At 61.1% G+C, this 19,639-nt stretch carries 15 protein-coding genes; 12 read left to right on the forward strand and 3 right to left on the reverse strand.

What is annotated here, in order from left to right; all coding sequences use genetic code 11:
* The first annotated feature begins 26 nt into the window (after nucleotides 1-26).
* The 8 genes from AXG89_RS17590 to AXG89_RS17625 all read left to right on the forward strand — a co-directional run bounded on the left by AXG89_RS17590 (nucleotide 27) and on the right by AXG89_RS17625 (nucleotide 10,656).
* Nucleotides 27-3,767, forward strand: coding sequence for a nitrate reductase subunit alpha (locus AXG89_RS17590; RefSeq protein ID WP_062171256.1), 3,741 nt, complete (start codon nucleotides 27-29; stop codon nucleotides 3,765-3,767).
* The gene (narH, locus tag AXG89_RS17595) at nucleotides 3,764-5,317 is read left to right on the forward strand and encodes a nitrate reductase subunit beta (protein WP_062171258.1); all 1,554 of its coding nucleotides are present in this window, start codon (nucleotides 3,764-3,766) and stop codon (nucleotides 5,315-5,317) included. The genes AXG89_RS17590 and narH overlap by 4 nt, the downstream gene beginning before the upstream one ends.
* The gene (gene narJ / locus AXG89_RS17600) at nucleotides 5,314-5,982 is read left to right on the forward strand and encodes a nitrate reductase molybdenum cofactor assembly chaperone (protein WP_062171260.1); all 669 of its coding nucleotides are present in this window, start codon (nucleotides 5,314-5,316) and stop codon (nucleotides 5,980-5,982) included. The genes narH and narJ overlap by 4 nt, the downstream gene beginning before the upstream one ends.
* Before the next feature lie 17 nt (nucleotides 5,983-5,999).
* Nucleotides 6,000-6,677, forward strand: coding sequence for a respiratory nitrate reductase subunit gamma (gene narI / locus AXG89_RS17605; protein ID WP_062171261.1), 678 nt, complete (start codon nucleotides 6,000-6,002; stop codon nucleotides 6,675-6,677).
* A gap of 39 nt (nucleotides 6,678-6,716) precedes the next feature.
* Entirely contained in the window at nucleotides 6,717-7,466 is a 750-nt protein-coding gene (locus AXG89_RS17610) for a peptidylprolyl isomerase (RefSeq protein ID WP_062171264.1), read from the forward strand.
* On the forward strand, nucleotides 7,463-7,993 hold the full coding sequence (gene mobB, locus AXG89_RS17615; RefSeq protein WP_062171272.1) for a molybdopterin-guanine dinucleotide biosynthesis protein B: 531 nt from the start codon (nucleotides 7,463-7,465) through the stop codon (nucleotides 7,991-7,993). Before AXG89_RS17610 ends, mobB begins: the two co-directional genes overlap by 4 nt.
* A gap of 72 nt (nucleotides 7,994-8,065) precedes the next feature.
* Nucleotides 8,066-10,000 (forward strand): type IV pili methyl-accepting chemotaxis transducer N-terminal domain-containing protein, encoded by a 1,935-nt coding sequence (locus AXG89_RS17620; protein ID WP_062171274.1) that lies wholly within the window; start codon nucleotides 8,066-8,068, stop codon nucleotides 9,998-10,000.
* Nucleotides 9,997-10,656: a response regulator gene (locus tag AXG89_RS17625; RefSeq protein WP_062171276.1), complete on the forward strand. Its 660-nt coding sequence runs from the start codon at nucleotides 9,997-9,999 to the stop codon at nucleotides 10,654-10,656. Before AXG89_RS17620 ends, AXG89_RS17625 begins: the two co-directional genes overlap by 4 nt.
* Here AXG89_RS17625 and glgA read toward each other — a convergent pair.
* Both glgA and glgC read right to left on the reverse strand, forming a co-directional pair.
* A complete protein-coding gene (gene glgA / locus AXG89_RS17630) occupies nucleotides 10,653-12,113 on the reverse strand; it encodes a glycogen synthase GlgA (protein ID WP_062003172.1) in 1,461 nt (486 codons plus the stop codon). The two genes, AXG89_RS17625 and glgA, sit on opposite strands and share 4 nt — an antisense overlap.
* Before the next feature lie 70 nt (nucleotides 12,114-12,183).
* A complete protein-coding gene (glgC, locus tag AXG89_RS17635) occupies nucleotides 12,184-13,482 on the reverse strand; it encodes a glucose-1-phosphate adenylyltransferase (protein ID WP_062003710.1) in 1,299 nt (432 codons plus the stop codon).
* Between the two features lie 441 nt (nucleotides 13,483-13,923).
* Between glgC and pdxY the strand changes: the two genes are divergently transcribed.
* From pdxY to AXG89_RS17655, 4 genes are all read left to right on the forward strand, one after another.
* Nucleotides 13,924-14,787, forward strand: coding sequence for a pyridoxal kinase PdxY (gene pdxY / locus AXG89_RS17640; protein ID WP_062171277.1), 864 nt, complete (start codon nucleotides 13,924-13,926; stop codon nucleotides 14,785-14,787).
* Nucleotides 14,788-14,919: 132 nt separating this feature from the next.
* Entirely contained in the window at nucleotides 14,920-15,720 is an 801-nt protein-coding gene (locus tag AXG89_RS17645; RefSeq protein WP_062171284.1) for an SDR family oxidoreductase, read from the forward strand.
* Entirely contained in the window at nucleotides 15,713-17,602 is a 1,890-nt protein-coding gene (locus AXG89_RS17650; RefSeq protein WP_256701154.1) for a glycoside hydrolase family 15 protein, read from the forward strand. Before AXG89_RS17645 ends, AXG89_RS17650 begins: the two co-directional genes overlap by 8 nt.
* A gap of 19 nt (nucleotides 17,603-17,621) precedes the next feature.
* Complete coding sequence (locus tag AXG89_RS17655) at nucleotides 17,622-19,058, forward strand: dihydrolipoyl dehydrogenase (protein ID WP_062171286.1); 1,437 nt, start codon at nucleotides 17,622-17,624, stop codon at nucleotides 19,056-19,058.
* A 98-nt stretch (nucleotides 19,059-19,156) separates the two neighbouring features.
* Here AXG89_RS17655 and AXG89_RS17660 read toward each other — a convergent pair whose 3' ends face one another.
* Complete coding sequence (locus AXG89_RS17660; protein WP_062003176.1) at nucleotides 19,157-19,504, reverse strand: hypothetical protein; 348 nt, start codon at nucleotides 19,502-19,504, stop codon at nucleotides 19,157-19,159.
* Nucleotides 19,505-19,639: the final 135 nt, after the last annotated feature.

Here is a 19,639-nt window from a genome sequence, read left to right on the forward strand (position 1 = left end):
CGCCCTACCCGACACAGGACAAAACAATGAGTCATTTTCTGGATCGCCTGAAGTTCGTCAAGCGCACGCAGTCGACGTTTGCGAACGGCCATGGCGCGGTTGTCAGCGAAGACCGCAAGTGGGAAGACGGATATAGAAACCGTTGGCAACACGACAAGATCGTACGTTCCACGCACGGTGTGAACTGCACCGGTTCATGCTCGTGGAAGGTGTACGTGAAGAACGGTTTGATTGTCTGGGAAACGCAGCAGACCGACTATCCGCGCACACGCGCCGACTTGCCCAATCACGAACCGCGCGGCTGTCCGCGGGGGGCATCGTATAGCTGGTACGTGTATTCCGCGCAGCGCGTGAAGTACCCGATGATCCGCGGCCGCCTGATGGACATGTGGCGCGAAGCACGCAAGAGCATGGACCCGGTCGCGGCCTGGGCATCGATCAGTCAGGACCCCGTCAAGTCGAAACGCTACAAGAGCGTGCGCGGACTCGGCGGCTTCGTGCGCGCCGACTGGAATACCGCCAATGAAATGATCGCGGCGGCGAATGCGTTCACCATCGGCAAGTTCGGGCCGGATCGCGTGATCGGCTTCTCGCCGATCCCGGCAATGTCGATGGTGTCATACGCCGCCGGTTCACGTTATCTCAGCCTGATCGGCGGCGTCTGCCTCTCGTTCTACGACTGGTATTGCGATCTGCCGCCGGCTTCGCCGCAAGTGTGGGGCGAGCAGACCGACGTGCCGGAATCAGCCGACTGGTACAACTCGACCTACCTCATGGTGTGGGGATCGAACATTCCTCAAACCCGTACGCCCGACGCGCACTTCTATTCCGAAGTCCGCTACAAGGGCACGAAGACTGTGGCGGTATCGTCGGATTTCGGCGAGATGGTCAAGTTCGGCGATATCTGGCTCGCGCCGACGCAAGGCACCGACGCAGCGTTGGCAATGGCAATGGGCCACGTCGTGCTGAAGGAATTCCACGCGGCCAACGCGTCGAACAAGTCCGCGTATTTTCGCGACTACGTGAAGCAATACACCGACATGCCGATGCTCGTGCTGCTGCGCGACAACGGCGAAACCCTGGTCCCCGATCACTTCCTGCGCGCATCGCATCTCGCCGATAACCTCGATGAAGCCAACAACGCGCAATGGAAGACGCTCGTGCTGGACGCCGGCAGCGGCGAGATTGTCGCGCCCAACGGCACGATCGGTTTTCGCTGGAACGAGGCGTCGCACAACGACGGCGAGAAGGTCGGCCGCTGGAACCTCGAACTGAAGGACGGCGGCAGCGGCCGCGCCATCGACCCGCGTCTTTCCATGATCGACGCGCACGACGAAGCCGTCGAAGTCGGCTTCCCCTATTTCGGCAGCGAGCACGACGCGCTGCTGAGCCGGCGCGTCCCGGCAAAACGCGTCACCCTCGCCGATGGCACCTGCGCGCTCGTTGCGACCGTGTTCGATCTGCAGATGGCGAACTACGGCGTGGACCAAGGCCTTGGCGGCCCGAACGTCGCAACGAGCTACGACGACGACGTCCCCTACACGCCGGCATGGCAGGAAAAGCACACCACGGTCCCGCGCAACCTCGTGATCCAGGTGGCGCGCGAATTTGCGACGAACGCCCATCAGACCCAGGGCAAGAGCATGGTGATCGTGGGCGCGGCGCTCAATCACTGGTATCACAACGACATGATTTATCGCGGCATCATCAACCTCCTGATGATGTGCGGTTGCGTGGGCAAGAGCGGCGGCGGCTGGGCGCACTACGTAGGCCAGGAAAAGCTGCGTCCGCAGTTCGGCTGGGCGCCGCTCGCATTCGCGCTCGACTGGTCGAAGCCGCCGCGCCAGATGAACGGCACGTCGTTCTTCTACAACCACACGAGTCAGTGGCGTCACGAGAAAGTGGGCCTGAGTGAAGTCCTCGCGCCGACCGCGAACATGGGCAAGTATTCGCACCTCTCCATGCTCGATCTCAACGCGAAGTCCGAGCGCATGGGCTGGTTGCCGAGCGCACCGCAACTCGGTGCAAACCCGCTCGACCTCACTGACGCGGCCGTTCACGCCGGCATGAAGCCTGTGGATTACGTGGTGGACCGCCTGAAGTCCGGCAAGCTGCAGTTCTCCTGCGACGACCCGGACAACCCCGTCAACTTCCCGCGCAACATGTTCGTCTGGCGCTCGAACATCCTGGGCAGTTCGGGCAAGGGGCACGAGTATTTCCTGAAGTATTTGCTCGGCACGCAGAACGCCCTCTTCTCCGATGAAAACGACGCCATCATGCCGGGCGAAGTCAACGTGCGCCCCGCCGCCGAAGGCAAGCTCGATCTTCTCACCGTGCTCGATTTCCGCATGAGCACGACTTGCCTTTATGGCGACATCGTGTTGCCGACCGCTACGTGGTACGAGAAAGACGACCTCAATACATCGGACATGCATCCGTTCATTCATCCGTTGTCGGAAGCCGTGCAACCCTTGTGGGAAAGCAAGAGCGACTGGGAAATCTACAAGGGCATTGCCGAGAAGTTCGCGGAAATCGGCGGTGCGCATCTGGGCACGCGCACCGACCTGGTCTGCACGCCGCTCATGCACGACACCCCCGGCGAGCTCGGCCAGCCGTTCGAGCCGAAGGACTGGCGCGCGGGCGAATGCGACCTGATCCCGGGCAAGACCGCACCGTCCATGACCGTCGTCGAGCGTAACTACAAGGATGTGTATCGCAAGTTCACGTCGGTCGGACCGCTGCTCGATACGCAAGGCAACGGCGGCAAGGGCATCAACTGGAACAGCAAGCACGAAGTCGGCGAGCTCGCGGACATCACGAAAACCGTCACCGAACCGGGCGTGAGCCTGGGACGTCCGCGTCTGGATACGGCTATCGATGCAGCCGAGATGATCCTCACGTTCGCGCCGGAAACCAACGGGCATGTGGCAGTCAAGGCGTGGGAAGCGTTGTCGAAGATCACGGGACGCGAACACGCGCACCTCGCGCTTGGCCGCGAGCACGACAAGATCCGTTTCCGCGACGTCCAGGCGCAGCCGCGCAAGATCATTTCCGCGCCCACATGGTCGGGCCTCGAATCCGAGGAAGTGAGCTACAACGCCGGTTATACGAACGTGCATGAACTGATCCCATGGCGCACGCTGACGGGCCGGCAGCAGTTCTACCAGGATCATCGATGGATGCTGGATTTCGGCGAAGGCTCGTGCGTGTATCGCCCGGCGATCAACACGAAAACCGTCACCGCCATGCTTGGCGCAAAACCCAACGGCGAGCATGAGCTCGTGCTCAACTGGATCACGCCCCACCAGAAATGGGGCATCCACTCCACTTACTCGGACAACCTGCGCATGTTGACGCTCTCGCGCGGCGGACCTCACGTGTGGGTGTCTGAAGCAGAGGCAAAAGAAGCAGGTCTCGTCGATAACGACTGGGTGGAAGTGTTCAACGTGAACGGCACGCTGACAGCGCGGGTCGTGGTGAGCCAGCGCGTGCCGCGCGGCATGTGCCTGATGTATCACGCGCAGGAAAAGATCGTGAACGTGCCGGGGGCCGAAACAAGCGGCATGCGCGGCGGCATCCACAACTCGGTCACGCGCACGGTGCTCAAGCCGACGCACATGATCGGCGGGTACGCGCAGCAAGCCTACGGTTTCAATTACTACGGCACCGTGGGGTCGAACCGCGACGAGTACGTGATCGTGCGCAAGATGAAAAAAGTGGCGTGGCTCGAAGGTCCGCTGAAGGAACATGAAGGAGCTGCATCGTGAAAATTCGTGCGCAAGTCGCAATGGTGTTGAATCTGGATAAATGCATCGGTTGCCATACGTGCTCCGTGACGTGCAAGAACGTGTGGACCTCGCGCGACGGCGTGGAGTACGCGTGGTTCAACAACGTGGAGACGAAACCCGGCATCGGTTATCCGAAGGAATGGGAGAACCAGAAGAAGTGGCAAGGTGGCTGGATACGCGATGCATCTGGCCGACTGCGTCCACGCCAGGGCGGCAAGCTGAAGGTGCTCGCGAACCTGTTCGCGAACCCGAATCTGCCGGCTATCGACGATTACTATGAGCCGTTCACGTTCGACTACGAGCATTTGCAGAAAGCGCGCCTGAGCGAGACGCCGCCGACCGCGCGCCCTGTTTCGGTCATCACCGGCAAGAAGATGGACAAGATCGTCTGGGGTCCGAACTGGGAAGACGACCTGGGCGGCGAGTTTTCATCGCGCGGACGTGACGCGTTGTTCGAGAACGTGCAGAAGGAGATGTACGCCACCTTCGAAAACACCTTCATGATGTATTTGCCGCGGCTGTGCGAGCACTGCCTGAACCCGGCGTGCGTGGCGTCGTGCCCGTCAGGTTCTGTTTATAAGCGCGAAGACGACGGCATTGTTCTCGTCGATCAGGACAAGTGCCGCGGCTGGCGCATGTGCATCTCGGGGTGCCCGTACAAGAAGATCTACTTCAACTGGAAAAGCGGCAAGGCCGAAAAGTGCAACTTTTGCTATCCGCGACTTGAAGCAGGTCAGCCGACCGTATGCTCGGAGACGTGCGTGGGACGGATTCGCTATCTCGGCGTGCTGCTCTATGACGCCGACAAGATTGGCGATGCGGCAGCGGTTGAAAACGAGAAGGACCTGTATCAGTCGCAGCTCGATGTGTTCCTCGATCCGCACGATCCCGCCGTGCAGGCCGAAGCGCTCGCACAAGGCATTCCGCAAAGCTGGCTGGATTCCGCACGCAAGTCGCCGGTCTACAAGATGGCGGTTGAATGGAAGGTCGCGTTTCCGCTGCATCCCGAGTACCGGACGTTGCCGATGGTCTGGTACATCCCGCCCCTTTCGCCGATTCAATCGGCGGCGGATGCGGGTCATATCGGCATGGACGGCATCATTCCGGACGTGAAGAGCCTGCGCATTCCGGTGAAGTATCTGGCCAACCTGCTGACCGCCGGCGACGAAGCCCCAGTCACGTCCGCTCTCGAACGCATGCTCGCCATGCGCGCGTTCAAGCGCGCTGAAGTCGTGCATGGCCGCGCCGAACCGGAATTGCTGAAGGGCCTGAACATCACGCCCGCACAAGTTGAAGACATGTACCAGACGATGGCCATTGCGAACTACGAAGACCGTTTCGTCGTGCCGTCATCGCATAAGGAAATCGTCGAAGACAGCTTCAACGACAAAGGCAGTTGCGGCTTTACGTTTGGCAATGGCTGCTCGGGCGGGGTCTCGGAAGTATCGTTGTTCGGCAAGAAACCGCAGGGCAGCGTGGTATTCGCCGACATGCCGAAGTCGCGCAAGCAAGCTGAGGTCTCATCGTGAACGCTACGCTTTCCATCTACACGTTGCTCGCGACCTTGCTCGACTACCCCGAGCAGGAATTGCTCGATGCACTTGGCGAGATCGATCAGGAGCTGCACGCGTTCCCGGACACGACCCGCGCCGCGCTGCAGCCACTCGTCGCCTTGCTCAATGCATCCCCGTTGATCGAGTTGCAGGAGAATTACGTCGCGACATTCGACCGTAATCCCGCGCATTCGCTGCATCTGTTCGAGCACGTTCACGGCGAAAGCCGGGACCGCGGACAAGCCATGGTCGATCTGCTCGATGAATACCGCCGGCATGGCCTCGAAATGGCGACGAACGAATTGCCCGACCACGTGCCGCTGTTTCTGGAAGTCCTTGGCAACATCGAGCCTTCCGAAGCACGTGCGTTACTCGACGAAGCCATCCACGTCCTCGCCGCGTTAGGCGACCGTCTTGCTCGCGATCAAAGCCCGTACGCCGGTGTCTTCACAGTCCTGCGTTCAATGACCGATGTCGTCCCGCAAGCCGCCGAGATTCCACCCATTCGCGACATGGACGAGGCGCTCGAACGCTTCGGCCCGGGCGCGGACGGAGTCGAACCGCTGCTTGCTCCATCCACGTCCACGCCGATGGCCCAGCCGGTGCATTTCCATCCGCGTCCACCGGCCACGGCCAACTGAGTTCAAGGGACCCGCTCATGTTCAATCAATTTCTATTCGGCATTTATCCGTATATCGCGGCCGCCATCTTCCTGTTCGGCAGCCTTGCGCGTTTCGAGCGCGAGCAGTACACATGGAAAACCGACAGCTCGCAGATGCTTCATCGCGGCAATTTGCGGCTGGGCAATATCCTGTTCCACATCGGCATTCTCGGGTTGTTCTTCGGGCATCTCGCCGGCTTGCTGACGCCGGTCGCCGTATGGGATTTTCTCGGTGTCGATCACAGCACGAAACAAGCCGTCGCGATGATCGCCGGCGGCATCATGGGATGGCTGTGCCTGTCGGGACTGCTGATCCTGATTCATCGGCGCATGACCAACGCGCGTGTTTCGGCCGTCACCCGCATGGGCGACAAGATCCTGCTGCTCTGGATTCTTTGCACGCTGCTGCTGGGACTGACGACGATCGGAGAATCGTCCGCTCACATGGACGGTCACGTGATGGTTCAGCTGATGACGTGGGCGCAGCACGTGGTCACGTTCCGGGGCGACGCCGCCAGCTTCGTTGCGAGCACCCCGCTGCTGTTCCGCCTGCATCTCTTCATGGGAATGACGCTCTTCGTGATCTTCCCGTTCACGCGGCTCGTGCATGTCTGGAGCGGCTTTTCTTCCGTGACGTATCTGGGCCGCGCATGGCAGCTCGTGCGTCCGCGCTGATCGGCGCTTGTCCGCGCTTATTGTTTGGAAAGGAACATCATGGCGATCACAGTCAACGGCACGGAACTGACAGACCAGGATATCGAACGCGAGTTGTCCGGCGAAGCAGAGACGCCCGACGCACATCAGGCAGCACTGACGGCGGCCGTACTGCGCCGTGTGCTCCTCGATGAAGCCGCACATCTGGACCTCGCGTCCGCTGCGAGCGACGAGCAGTTGATCGAAGCGCTGCTCGAGCACCAGATCGCCGGAGCCGTCGCGCCCACGCACGAAGAGTGCAAGCGCCATTACCTGGCGGATCAGGAACGCTGGCGCGTGAACGAGCGCGCGAGGGTCAGCCACATCCTGTTCCAGGTGACCGACCGCGTGGACCTGGCGGCGCTGAGAAAACGCGCGCAGCAAACGCTCGACGCGTTGCTGGGAGCGGGCGCCGACATCGAACTGCGTTTCGTCGATGCTGCGCGGACCTTGTCCAATTGCCCCTCGGGACGGGATGGCGGCGCGCTCGGAGAAATCGGCCGCGGCGATACCGTGGCAGAATTCGAGCGCGCGGTATTCGCCGCGCCCGCCGGCACGCTCTGCCCTGCGCTCGTGGAAACGGAATTCGGTTTTCATATTGTCCGCGTTCACGAAAAATCGCCGGGCAGGATCTTGCCGTTCGAACAGGTCGAGTTGCGTATCCGCGAAGCGATGTCGCTCGCACTGCGCGACCTTGCCGAACAGCGCTATGTCACCGAAGCAGTAGCGCGCGCGGATATCAAGGGTTGGAAAGACGGGAAAGCGATATGACGCAAGCGGCGGCAAAGCTGCACATCTTCGGAATCTGCGGGCGTTCGGGACAAGGCAAGACCACGCTGATTGAAGCGCTCCTGCCCTGGTTCCAGGCGCGCGGCCTGATTGTGAACGTGGTGAAACACAGCCATCATTCGATCGATCTGGAACCGCCGGGCAAGGACAGCGCACGGTTTCGCGCCGCCGGCGCGGGAGAAGTGCTGATCGCTTCGCCGTACCGTTACGCGATCGTGCGTGAGTTGCACGATGGTCCCGAGCCGCCGCTTACTGATCTGATTGCGCGGCTGAGTCCCGCTGACCTCACGCTCGTGGAAGGCTTCACGCGGGAGCCATTGCCGCGTCTGGAAGTCGTGCGGCCGGGCGAGGGTCGCGATCCGCTGTATCTCTCCGATACAGCGATCCTCGCCATCGCCACCGACGACGCCCCGCGTCTTCATGCCGCACCCAATGTTCCGCTTCTGCCTCTGGCGGACGTCGCTGGGATTGGGGAGTTCATATGTAAAACAGTCGGACTTTCGCTTTAAGCTGCGGGTACGCCGGATAATCAGGAGTCTTTGCTTTTTCCTGGCATCAACCCGGCTTCCACCCGCAGTCCAATGTCCGACCTTCTCTTTCACGCGGCTTCACCCGCCACACCGCTGCGCTACCGGCTTTCCACCCGCATCGTCACATTGTCGGGCGTGGCGCTGGCGCTGTTCTTATCGATGATCGTGGGGACGCTGTGGCTGTCGTGGCAGCTCGAAGGCGCCGGCGCCGCGATCAACGACGCCGGCAGCCTGCGCATGCGTGCGGGCAACATCGCGATCCAGCTCGGCGAAATGCGCGCCGCCCGTCCCGCCAACGTGGCTTTGCAAAGCGCACAACTCGACCAGACGCTCGCGCGGCTCGACCAGGGCGATCCGGTCCGCCCGCTCTTTCTACCGGAAACGCCTGCCATACGCGTGCAATTCAATGTCGTATCGGCGACCTGGCGCGACGCGCTGAAACCCGCGATCGCACAGAACGGCATGGCCCCTCACCTGTATCTCGACCGTCTGCCCGCCTTTGTCATGCAAGCCGATGCACTCGTGCGTCTGATCGAGCAGGAAAACGCGCGCAAGACCGCGTGGCTCAGGCGCTCGCAACTCGCGCTCGCGGCGCTGGCCTGCCTTGGCACCATGGCGATCGTGTACCTGCTCTACGCGTGGTTCGTGCTGCCCGTGAGGCGCCTAGAACGCGGTTTGTCGCGAATTGAACAACGCGAATTCACCGCCCGCCTGCAAGTCGAATCGCGTGATGAATTCGGCCATCTGGCGCAGGGCTTCAATCGCATGGCGGCAGAACTCCAAAGCCTTTACCAGGACCTGGCGCTGCGCGTTACGCACAAGACCGCGCAACTTTCGGCACGCAACGGCGAACTGCTTGCGCTCTACGAGATGACGGCGTTCCTGCACGGCGCGCACGACGTAGAGGTGCTGTGCCGCGGTTTTCTGACGCGCGTGATGCGCCAGTTCCACGCCAACGCTGGTTCGGTCCGCATCCTCGCCCCGGACGATGACAACCTCCATATGGTCGTCTCGGAAGGATTGCCCGAGCGCATGACCGACGTTGAACGCTGCATGCCGGCGAGCGATTGCGTATGCGGCGCGGTGGCGACAAGCGGTATCGCCGTGATCAGGGACCTGCGTTCGGGACGCGCCTCGATCAGCGCACCCGCAGTCGATTGCGGCACCGCGGGGTTCGCCACCGTCACTGCGTTCGGTATTGTCTCGAAGCAGATTGCGCTCGGCTCGTTCTCGCTGCACTTTCGTCACGAACGCGACATGCTGCCGTCCGAGACGCGGTTGCTCGAGACGCTCGGACGGCATCTTGGCACCGCACTGCAGAACCATCGGCTGGCGGCGGCCGCCCGTCAGCTTGCGGTGGCGCAGGAGCGCCATCTGGTCGCGCAGGGCTTGCACGACAGCATTGCGCAAAGCCTCAATTTCCTGAAGATGCAATTACATCTGCTCGACACCGCCGCGACCCGCGACGACTTGAACGAGATCCGCGAGATCGTGCCGCTGCTGCGTGGCGGCCTGGAAGAAAGTTACGAAGATGTGCGCGAACTGCTCGTGAATTTCCGTACGAAGTTCGGTGCGGGAAATCTTCGCGATGCCATCGAGGAAACAGTCACGCGCTTCGAGCGGCAATCGGGCTCGCCCTTGCACCTCGATTACGAAGAGGCAAGCGGATTGCCGTTGCCGTCCGATCAGCAATTGCAGGTGCTGTTCATCCTGCAGGAGGCGTTGTCGAATGTGCGCAAACATGCATCGGCCTCGAACGTGCGTGTAGTCATCAGGAACGCCGAGGATTTTCATCTGACCGTGCAGGACGACGGCGATGGTTACGACCCGGCCGACATCGCGAGCCGCGGCGAAGCGCACGTCGGCTTTCACATCATGCGCGAACGCGCGGCACGCCTCGGGGCGCAACTCCGACTCGAAAGCCGGCCGGGCGGCGGCGCACGCGTTCACCTCCTGCTGCCCGCAAGCAGAAGGCAGGCAGCATGACCATCCGCATTCTGTTGATCGACGACCACACGCTGTTCCGCTCCGGCGTGCATGCGCTGTTGCAGCATCAGCCGGACTTCGAGGTCGTGGGAGATGCCGCCGATGGCATCGAGGGAATCAAGCGCGCAAAGCAGCATCGGCCGGATGTGGTGTTGCTCGATCTGAACACGCCGGGGTTATCGGGTATCGAGACGCTGCAGTTGCTGCAGCAGGACTTGCCCGACACGGCCGTGATCATGCTAACGGTGTCGGAGGACGTGGATGAACTGACGTCCGCGCTGCGCGAAGGCGCGTGCGGATATCTGCTCAAGAACATGGACGCCGATGCACTCGCCACCATGATCCGTCGCGCCGCCGGTGGCGAATCAGTCATCGCGGAAAGCATGACGCAGCGTTTGATCGCGAAAATGAGGACGCCGCAGAAGGCAGAAGAATTGCCTGCACGCGATGCCCGTGAATCATCCGCGTTGACGCCGCGCGAGCGCGACATTGTGCGGATCGTTGCACGCGGCGCGAGCAACAAGGACATTGCGCGCGAACTCGATCTGGCCGAAAGCACCGTGAAGATTCACGTTCGCAACGTGCTGCGCAAGCTCAACCTGACGAGCCGCGTGCAGATCGCGATCCACGCGCTCGCACGCGACATGGAAGACTAGACCGTCAGTTCGTGATACACCTCTGCATATCGCAACGCCGAGGCTTCCCAGCCGAAGTCCTGCTCCATCGCGCGATGCACGACGGCCTTCCAGTCGGGCCTCCGCGCTTTCAACGCAAACGCCCGCCGGACGGCCGCGACAATCGACGGCCGGTCGAACTTCTCGAACACGAAGCCGGTGGCGATTTCATCGGCGAGATTCTCAAGCGATGTATCCACGACCGTGTCCGCCAGGCCGCCCACGCAATGCACGAGCGGCAGCGAACCATATGCAAGCGCATAAAGCTGCGTCAGTCCGCACGGTTCGAAACGTGAAGGCACCATCACGATATCGCTGCCCGCGATAATCGAATGAGACAGCGTTTCATCGAATCCGAGTTCCACCGCCACCGATTGGGGATTGGCTGCCGCAGCGTACTTGAGGCCGTTCTCGAGCGCCGGATCGCCGGTCCCGAGCACCACGAGCTGACCGCCGCGCTGGACAATATCGGGCAGCGCCGAGAGCAACAGGTCGATGCCCTTTTGCTCCGTCAACCGGCTTACCACGCCAAACAGGAGCGCGTCGGGATCGCGCGCGAGGCCCATGCGTTCCTGCAGCGCCGCCTTGCATTTCTCCTTGCCGGAGATCTTTTCAACGGAATACTGCGTGTTGATGGCTGTATCAGTGGCCGGATTCCATACCGTTTTATCGACACCGTTCAGGATGCCGGTGATGTCGTGTGTACGGGTGCGCAACAGGCCGTCGAGACCGGCGCCCTGAACCCGGGTCTGGATTTCGCGGGCGTAGGTTGGACTTACCGTCGTGATGCGATCGGCGTAGAAAAGCCCCGCCTTCAAGAAAGACAAGTGACCGTAAAACTCGATTCCATCGACGGAGAAAAAATCCGCCGGCAATTGCAGCACGCCGAATTCGGCTGCCGGGAAAACGCCTTGATATGCGAGGTTGTGAACCGTGATGACCGACGGCACGCGCACGCCCGACGTGCGTTCCCACGCTCGCAAGTAAGCCGGCGCGAGCCCCGCGTGCCAGTCGTGCGCGTGCACCACATCGGGTCGCCACGTTGAATCGGCGCCGTGGGCAATGCGCGCTGCCGCCCAGCCGAGCAATGCGAAACGCCGGTCGCTATCGGCATATTGAGTGTGCGATGCATCCAGATACGGATTGCCGGGCCGGTTGTAGAAGGCATCGGCGCGCACGATGTACACCACGATCGCATGCGGCTCCAGCACGCCGCGTTCGAGCCTGACATTTCCCAGTCCGAACGCCGGACCGAGATCCGCCACGTGCTCGATCTGCGTCAAACCCGCCACAACAGAGGGAAACGCCGGCAGGACCACCCGGGCATCCGTGCCCAGCTGCATCTGGGCCGGCGGCAAGGCGCCCACTACATCGGCGAGGCCGCCGGTCTTCAAAAGCGGATACATTTCCGCTGCAACATGCAGCACGCATACGGTCATCGGTTCCCCATTGGCTGGTTGCGCTGAACGGTATCGTCCGCTCAGTCTTTCACGCACGCAGTTTAGCGAACTATGACTGCTTTGCTTGTCCGAGACGTGTCAACGCCTCTTGCGTGACCAGCACCACACCGCTTTCCGTCCTGTAGAACCGCTCCGCGTCGTACTGGGGATCCTCGCCGATCACAAGCCCCTCCGGCAGCGTGCAACCCCGGTCGATCACCACCTTCTTCAGCCGGCAACTCGACCCCACCGTGACTTGCGGCAGCAACACGGCTTCATTGATGTGACAGAACGAATTCACTCGTACCGCCGATGAAAACACCGACCGCGACACTTGCGACCCCGCGATCACGCAACCGCCGCACACCAGCAGGTTGTTGATCGCGCCTTGCTGTCCGTGCAGGTCGCGTACGAACTTGCCCGGTGGCAACTGTTCCTGATTGGTCCAGATCGGCCAGCGCCGGTCGTAGAGATCGAGCGCGGGTATCGTCGATGCCAGGTCGAGATTAGCCGCCCAGTACGCGTCGACGGTGCCCACATCGCGCCAGTACGGCGGTGCGTTGGGATCGGTTTCCGACGTCACGCACGACATGCCGAACGGATGAGCGATCGCCCTGCCGCTCGTCACTACGCGCGGCAGAATGTCCTTGCCGAAGTCGTGGTCCGTCTCGGACGTAAGAATGTTTTCCTCGAGCAACTGGTAGAGATACTTCGCGCTGAACACATAGATGCCCATGCTCGCAAGCGCGATGTCGGGCTTGCCGGGCATGGCGGGCGGATCTTCGGGCTTTTCCAGGAACGCGGTGATGCGGCGTTGTGCATCGACGTGCATCACACCGAACGCGGTCGCTTCCATGCGCGGCACTTCAATACAGCCGACCGTGCAATCCGCGCCGCTCTCCACATGGTCGAGCACCATGCGCGTGTAGTCCTGCTTGTAGATGTGATCGCCCGCCAGCACGACTATGTATTCCGGGCCGATCGAACGAATGATGTCGAGATTCTGGAACACGGCGTCCGCCGTCCCGCGATACCAGCTTGCATCGACACGTTGCTGTGCCGGCCAGATATCGATGAATTCATTGAATTCGCCACGGAGGAAACCCCAGCCGCGCTGCAGGTGGCGCAACAGCGAATGCGCCTTGTATTGCGTCACGACGGCGATGCGCCGGATGCCCGAATTCAGACAGTTGGACAACGCAAAGTCGACGATCCTGTATTTGCCGCCGAAGTGCACCGCCGGTTTGACGCGTTTGTTCGTCAGTGCGCCGAGGCGCGTGCCGCGACCGCCTGCAAGGACGATGGCTAACGTGTTTTTCTGCAAATCGGTGTGACTTTGCGACAACTTCTCTCTGTTCAGCGTCTCCATACTGACCTCCTCTTTTGCGGCCTGTGCGGCCTGTTTCTGATTGTTCCCGACCTGTCCCATCAAATTCGAACCAAAGAATTCGGATTTCCTCCAGAAGATTCAAATGGCTTGGAAATACAGCTCGTGGGATTGATTCTGCTGCAAAGGTAAATAGTTCGCACCTGCTTTTCAGCGTTGAATGGACAAAGATCTAGGTGGTGGCGGATGGGGCTGTGAAAGGCCGGTCAAACGCTTGGCAATCCGAGGGTTTCAGGCACCCTGAGCAATCACCGTGCCAAACGAGGCTACTCGAAGCGTTAACGTGTCGGGAGGAAGGAAAAATCTGCTTTTCGGCGCGTCACAAAGCCACGCGCCACGGCACAATGACGTGCGGTGCGCCAGGCCTCGGCGCATATGGCGCCGCGACCGATCCGCCACATTGGCCAATGACGAAAAAACATCATGAACAACGTCCTCAGTATTCAGTCGCACGTCGTGTTTGGTCACGCAGGCAACAGCGCGGCCGTCTTTCCCATGCGCCGCATGGGCGTGAACGTCTGGCCGCTCAACACCGGGCAGTTTTCCAACCATACCCAATACGGGCGCTGGACCGGCAGTGCTGTCGACGCCGGCGAGCTCACGCGCGTGATCGAAGGCGTCGGCGCCATCGGCGTACTTTCTCGATGCAATGCCGTGCTGTCCGGATATCTCGGCGCGCCCGACCAGGCCGCGGCGGTGGTCGAGATCGTCAGGATGGTCAAGGCCGTGAATCCCAAAGCGCTCTACTATTGCGATCCGGTCATGGGTGCGGCGACCGGTTGCATCGTGGAGCCGGGAATCCAGGAGTTTCTCGTCACCACCATGCCCGGGATCTCCGATGCCATGACGCCGAATCACGTCGAGCTGCAGAAGCTGACCGGCCGCACAATCGAGACCGTGGAAGAAGCCGTCGAAGCGTGCCGGGAACTCATTGCGCGCGGTCCGAAGGTCGTGCTGGTCAAACATCTGATCGACAGGAACAGCCGCGCCGACACCTTCAACATGCTCGCCGTGACCGAAAGCCAGGCGTGGTTCGCGCAGCGGCCGCTCTATCCGTTCGCGCGCCAGCCGGTCGGTGTGGGCGACCTGACGAGCGCGGTGTTCCTTGCGCGCACGCTGCTGGGCGATTCGGTGCGCGGAGCTCTCGAACACTCGTTGGCCGCCGTCAACGCAGTTGTGAAAACCACCTACGAAGCCGGGCGATACGAGCTCGAAATCGTCGCGGCACAAGAAGAAATTGCGCACCCGACCGAGCTGTTCCCCGCGCTCGCCGTTCACGCGGAGTGATACCCCGCGCTGGCCTGACGGCCGGGACCGGGATTTGCTTGCGGCCATGACATCGCCGGCTCCGGCCGGCCCCATAAGGATGCATCGCGAGCCAGCCTCCGGAACTCGCTTCGCATCGAATCAGGGAACGCCATGGCTCAAAGACTTGCAGGTCAAATCGCGCTCGTAACCGGCGGCAGCTCCGGCATTGGTTACGGAGTCGTGCTCGCGCTCGCCGAAGCTGGCGCGAGCGTCGCCATCAACTACCACTCACATGGTGAAGAGGCCGAAGGCCTCGCTGCCAAAATCGAACAGGCCGGTGGCCAGGCGATCGCGATCCAGGCCGACGTCTCCGACGAAGCCGACATCGACGCCATGTTCGATACCCTCGTCAAACGCTTCGGCACGGTCGATATCGTGGTCGCCAACTCCGGCGTGCAGAAGGACGCGAAGTTCATCGACATGACGCTTGCCGACTGGAACGCGGTGATGAACCTGAATCTCACAGGCCAGTTCATGACCGCACAACGTGCCGTACGCGAATTCCTTCGACGCGGTCCGCGGCCCGTATCGAAAGCGCTCGGCAAGATCATCTGCATGAGTTCGGTTCATGAGGTCATTCCCTGGGCGGGGCACGTCAACTATGCGGCGTCGAAGGGCGGCATCCAGATGATGATGAAATCGCTCGCACAGGAAGTCGCACCGCACAAGATCCGCGTGAACTCGATCGCTCCCGGCGCGATACAGACGCCGATCAACAAGTCGGCCTGGGACAACCCCGACGCGCTCAAGAAGCTGCTCGAACTCGTGCCTTACGGCCGCATTGGAGAAGCGGAGGACATCGGCAATGCGGCGGTATGGCTAGCATACGACGAAAGCGACTACGTGACCGGCACCACGCTGTTCGTGGACGGCGGCATGACCTTGTATCCGGGGTTCGCTGATAATGGCTGATCCGCGGACGCAGGACTCTCACGACGACAGCCCGGCCAAGACCGATCCGCCGACCTTGCACGGCATTCCTATCGATGCACACGGTCTGATCGGCAACATGCGCACGACGGCGCTCATATCCACGGAAGGCTCGATCGACTTCATGTGTTTTCCGCGCGTCGATTCGCCGACCATCTTCGGCGCGCTGCTCGACGAAAAGCGCGGCGGCGCCTTCACCATTGCGCCGACCTTCAAGATCGCGCGCACCAGGCAGATGTATCTGCCTGAGACCAACGTGCTGCTGACGCGCTTCATGTCGGGCGATGCGGTGTGCGAGCTTGTCGACTTCATGCCGGTATCGAAAGACGATGAGGACGAGAAAGGCGACTCGAATTGCGTCGTTCGCGTGATCCGCGCGAAGTACGGCGACATGTCCGTACGCATGCATTGCGCGCCGCGCTTCGACTACGCGCGTGGCAGCCACGAAGCCGCTCAAGTCGATAAGAACACCATCCGCTTCACGCCCTCAGGCAAGAACCCGGGCGAGATCGACGCGCTGATACTGGACTCGACAATCGAGCTGGGAATCGATGGAAACGATGCTGTCGCGCAGTTCGAACTCAAGGAAGGCGAGACCGCGTGCTTCCTTTTCGGCGGCGAAACAGAGCCCGCTCGCGGCGAACTGCCGTGCAAGCAGGCGCTCTCCGACACCATCGATTTCTGGCGGGCTTGGTCAGCGAAATCGACTTATCACGGGCGTTATCGCGAGGTCGTGATGCGCTCCGCGCTGCTGCTGAAGCTGCTCAGCTCGCGCGAGACTGGCGCAATCATCGCCGCACCGACCTTTGGCATGCCGGAAACGCCGGACGGCGGCCGCCGCTGGGATTATCGCTACGCGTGGATTCGCGACGCCGCGTTCTCCGTCTACGCGCTGCTGCGCCTCGGCTACGTCGGCGAAGCGCGCGACTTCAAGAACTGGATCGCCGAGCGCAACAAGCAATGCGACTCGGATGGATCGTTCAACGTGATGTACGCCGTCGACGGCGAAGCACCGCCCGACGAAGAAGCCGTCGATACCCTTTATGGCAGCGGCATGGAGCCGCCGTTGATTGGCAATGGCGCGCGCGACCAGACCCAGCTCGACGTGTACGGCGCGTTGCTCGACGCCATCTACCTCTACAACAAGTATGGCGAATCCATCTCCTACGATGGCTGGCAACACGTCACGCGCACCGTCAACTTCGTCGCGCAGAAGTGGCAGAACCCGGACCAGGGCATCTGGGAATTCCGCAACGGTGGCCGGCCGTTACTGCACTCGAGATTGATGTGCTGGGTCACCCTCGACCGGGCGATACGCCTTGCGCAAAAGCGCTCGCTGCCCGCTCCGTTCCAGGAATGGAATGCGGTACGCGACGCGATTCACGAGGACATCTACACGAACTTCTGGAACGATGAGATCAAGAGTTTCGTGCAGACGCCGGATTCGAAAACGCTCGATGCCTCCACGCTGATGATGCCGCTCGTGCGCTTCATAGGACCGAAGGATCCGCGCTGGCTTACGACGCTCGATGCAATCGGCAACGAGCTTGGAGTCGATCCGTTGATCTTTCGCTACACCCGCGGCGATTCACTCGACGGCTTGCCCGGAGAAGAAGGCGGTTTCAGCGCCTGTTCGTTCTGGTACGCGGAGGCGCTCGCGCGCGCAGGCCGTGTCGACGAAGGCCGGCTCGTCTTCGAAAAAATGCTCGCGTATGCAAATCACGTGGGGCTTTATTCGGAGGAAGTCGCCATCAGCGGAGAAGCGCTCGGCAATTTCCCGCAGGCACTGACGCATCTGGCGCTGATCAGCGCAGCGTTCCAGCTAGACCGCAGCCTCGGCGGCGAACATCCGCAATGGTCGTAGAAACACTCAAAGGGTACTGATGAAGCAAATCAAGGTGGACGTCGCCGTCATTGGCGCGGGAACGTCGGGCATGGCCGCGTATCGTGCGGCACGCAGTGCGGGCAAGGAAGCCGTGATCATAGAAGGCGCCGATTTTGGCACCACGTGCGCGCGGGTGGGCTGCATGCCATCCAAGCTCTTGCTGGCGGCGGCAAACGGCCTGCACGATGCCAAGGATCAAGCGGCAAGAGGTATTGAAGGCACGCACGATCTCGAAGCGAACGGCGATCACGTGCTCGCTTACATGCGCAGCGAACGTGATCATTTCGTCAAGGGTGTGCTGGAGGAAATCGCTTCGTTCCCGCCGGAAACAGTGATTCGCGGACATGCACGTTTCGAGTCACGCAACGTACTGATCGTCGATGATGCAACGCGCATTGAAGCCACGAGCGTGGTCATCGCGACCGGATCTGCATCGGTCATTCCCGACGACTTCAAGATTTTCGGCGACCGGCTCGTCACGAGTGACCAGGTCTTCGAGTTGAAGACCTTGCCCAAACGTTGCGCTGTATTCGGCGCAGGTCCTATCGCGCTGGAACTGGGCCAGGCGTTTGCGCGGCTCGGCGTGGACGTCTTCATGTTCAGCCAGAAAAACCAGGTAGGCGCGCTTACCGATACCCCCGTGCGCGATGCGCTGGTCAAAGCGCTGCAGGCGGAGTTCTATCTCGACCCGGACGCAACCGTCCACGAGAAGTCGATGCAGGATGGCGAACCGACCATCCGCTTCAAATCGCTCGATGGCAGCGATCGCACCGAGCGTTTCGATCTTGTCCTGGTCGCAACCGGCAGGAAGCCGACGCTCGGCAATCTGCGACTGGACACCACGGGTATCGAACTCGACAAGAAGGGTGTTCCCGCCTTCAACGAACAATCGATGCAATGTGGCGACAGCAACATCTTCATTGCCGGCGATTGCGACGGTACGCGGCCTTTTCTATCCGACGCCGCCGACGAAGGCAAGCTCGCGGGCGACAACGCGGCAAATTTCCCCAACGTGCAGACGGTCAGGCGGAAGGTACCGTTCTCGCTGGTCTTCAGCGAGCCGCAAGTGGCGATCGTGGGCGCGTCCTACGACGACCTCGATAAACAGATGACAGTGACCGGCAGCGTGTCATTCGAAACGCAAGGCCGCAGTCGCGTGCTGAGACAAAATCGCGGCTTGCTGCATGTCTATGCGGATGCGAAAACGGGCAAGCTGCTCGGCGCGCAGGGTTGCGGGCCGGCCGCCGAACATCTGGGTCATCTGCTCGCGTGGGCATTGCAACTTGAACTCAGCGTGGCAGACATGTTGAAGTTGCCCTACTACCACCCGGTCGTTGAAGAAGGCTTGCGCACCGCGCTCAAGGAAGCGAACAAGAAGTGCTTCGAGGCGCGCGCGGAGAAGGCGCCGGAACTCGCGAGCGCAGTGGGTTGCTGAAACGCTTGCACACTTCGGCAGCACGATAAAAAGCCCGCTTGAACCTGATGTTCAAACGGGCTTTTCTTTGCTGCGAGAACCCAAAGCGATTTTAAGAATTACATCGCATATTGCAACGCGAGGTCGAACCCCAATACGACCACCGAACAGAAAATGCCGAGCAGCAAGTTGCCTGCGCGATGCGCCACATCATGATGCTTGGTCAGCATGGCTGCCGCCATGAATGCGATCTCGACCACGACCTGCATCAGGAACACGGCCAGCATGAGCGCGAACTCATAACTCATCGCGCTGAAGTCCGTGAAGTTGAATCCGCGGACTGCGACCCACGACCCTACGCGCCATAGCTCATACACTGCCAGTACCAACGGGAACAGATAACTGAACACGTAGGTCGGCATTGTTGCGTGACGCAACTCCATGTGGAAATGACGAGTTGTTTGCATCTGGCTCTCCTTGATCCTGGCTTGCCGCCGGTATTGCTGCCGGCCTAGGTTAAACCTAATGTGTATTCCAAAGCGGCTTCGCTGACTTCGTCATCTACTTACTAATTAAGACGGAGACATGAACGTCGTGCTTTG

It is taken from the genome of Burkholderia sp. PAMC 26561, from assembly GCF_001557535.2.
Taxonomy (GTDB): domain Bacteria; phylum Pseudomonadota; class Gammaproteobacteria; order Burkholderiales; family Burkholderiaceae; genus Caballeronia.

Bases quoted from the DNA above. Each gene is read 5' to 3' on its own strand.
- AXG89_RS17625 (WP_062171276.1), top strand. From the start codon at position 9,997: ATGACCATCCGCATTCTGTTGATCGACGACCACACGCTGTTCCGCTCC.
- AXG89_RS17620 (WP_062171274.1), top strand. From the start codon at position 8,066: ATGTCCGACCTTCTCTTTCACGCGGCTTCACCCGCCACACCGCTGCGC.
- glgA (WP_062003172.1), bottom strand. From the start codon at position 12,113: ATGACCGTATGCGTGCTGCATGTTGCAGCGGAAATGTATCCGCTTTTG.
- AXG89_RS17610 (WP_062171264.1), top strand. From the start codon at position 6,717: ATGGCGATCACAGTCAACGGCACGGAACTGACAGACCAGGATATCGAA.
- glgC (WP_062003710.1), bottom strand. From the start codon at position 13,482: ATGGAGACGCTGAACAGAGAGAAGTTGTCGCAAAGTCACACCGATTTG.
- AXG89_RS17650 (WP_256701154.1), top strand. From the start codon at position 15,713: ATGGCTGATCCGCGGACGCAGGACTCTCACGACGACAGCCCGGCCAAG.
- AXG89_RS17645 (WP_062171284.1), top strand. From the start codon at position 14,920: ATGGCTCAAAGACTTGCAGGTCAAATCGCGCTCGTAACCGGCGGCAGC.
- pdxY (WP_062171277.1), top strand. From the start codon at position 13,924: ATGAACAACGTCCTCAGTATTCAGTCGCACGTCGTGTTTGGTCACGCA.
- narI (WP_062171261.1), top strand. From the start codon at position 6,000: ATGTTCAATCAATTTCTATTCGGCATTTATCCGTATATCGCGGCCGCC.
- AXG89_RS17590 (WP_062171256.1), top strand. From the start codon at position 27: ATGAGTCATTTTCTGGATCGCCTGAAGTTCGTCAAGCGCACGCAGTCG.
- AXG89_RS17660 (WP_062003176.1), bottom strand. From the start codon at position 19,504: ATGCAAACAACTCGTCATTTCCACATGGAGTTGCGTCACGCAACAATG.
- mobB (WP_062171272.1), top strand. From the start codon at position 7,463: ATGACGCAAGCGGCGGCAAAGCTGCACATCTTCGGAATCTGCGGGCGT.
- AXG89_RS17655 (WP_062171286.1), top strand. From the start codon at position 17,622: ATGAAGCAAATCAAGGTGGACGTCGCCGTCATTGGCGCGGGAACGTCG.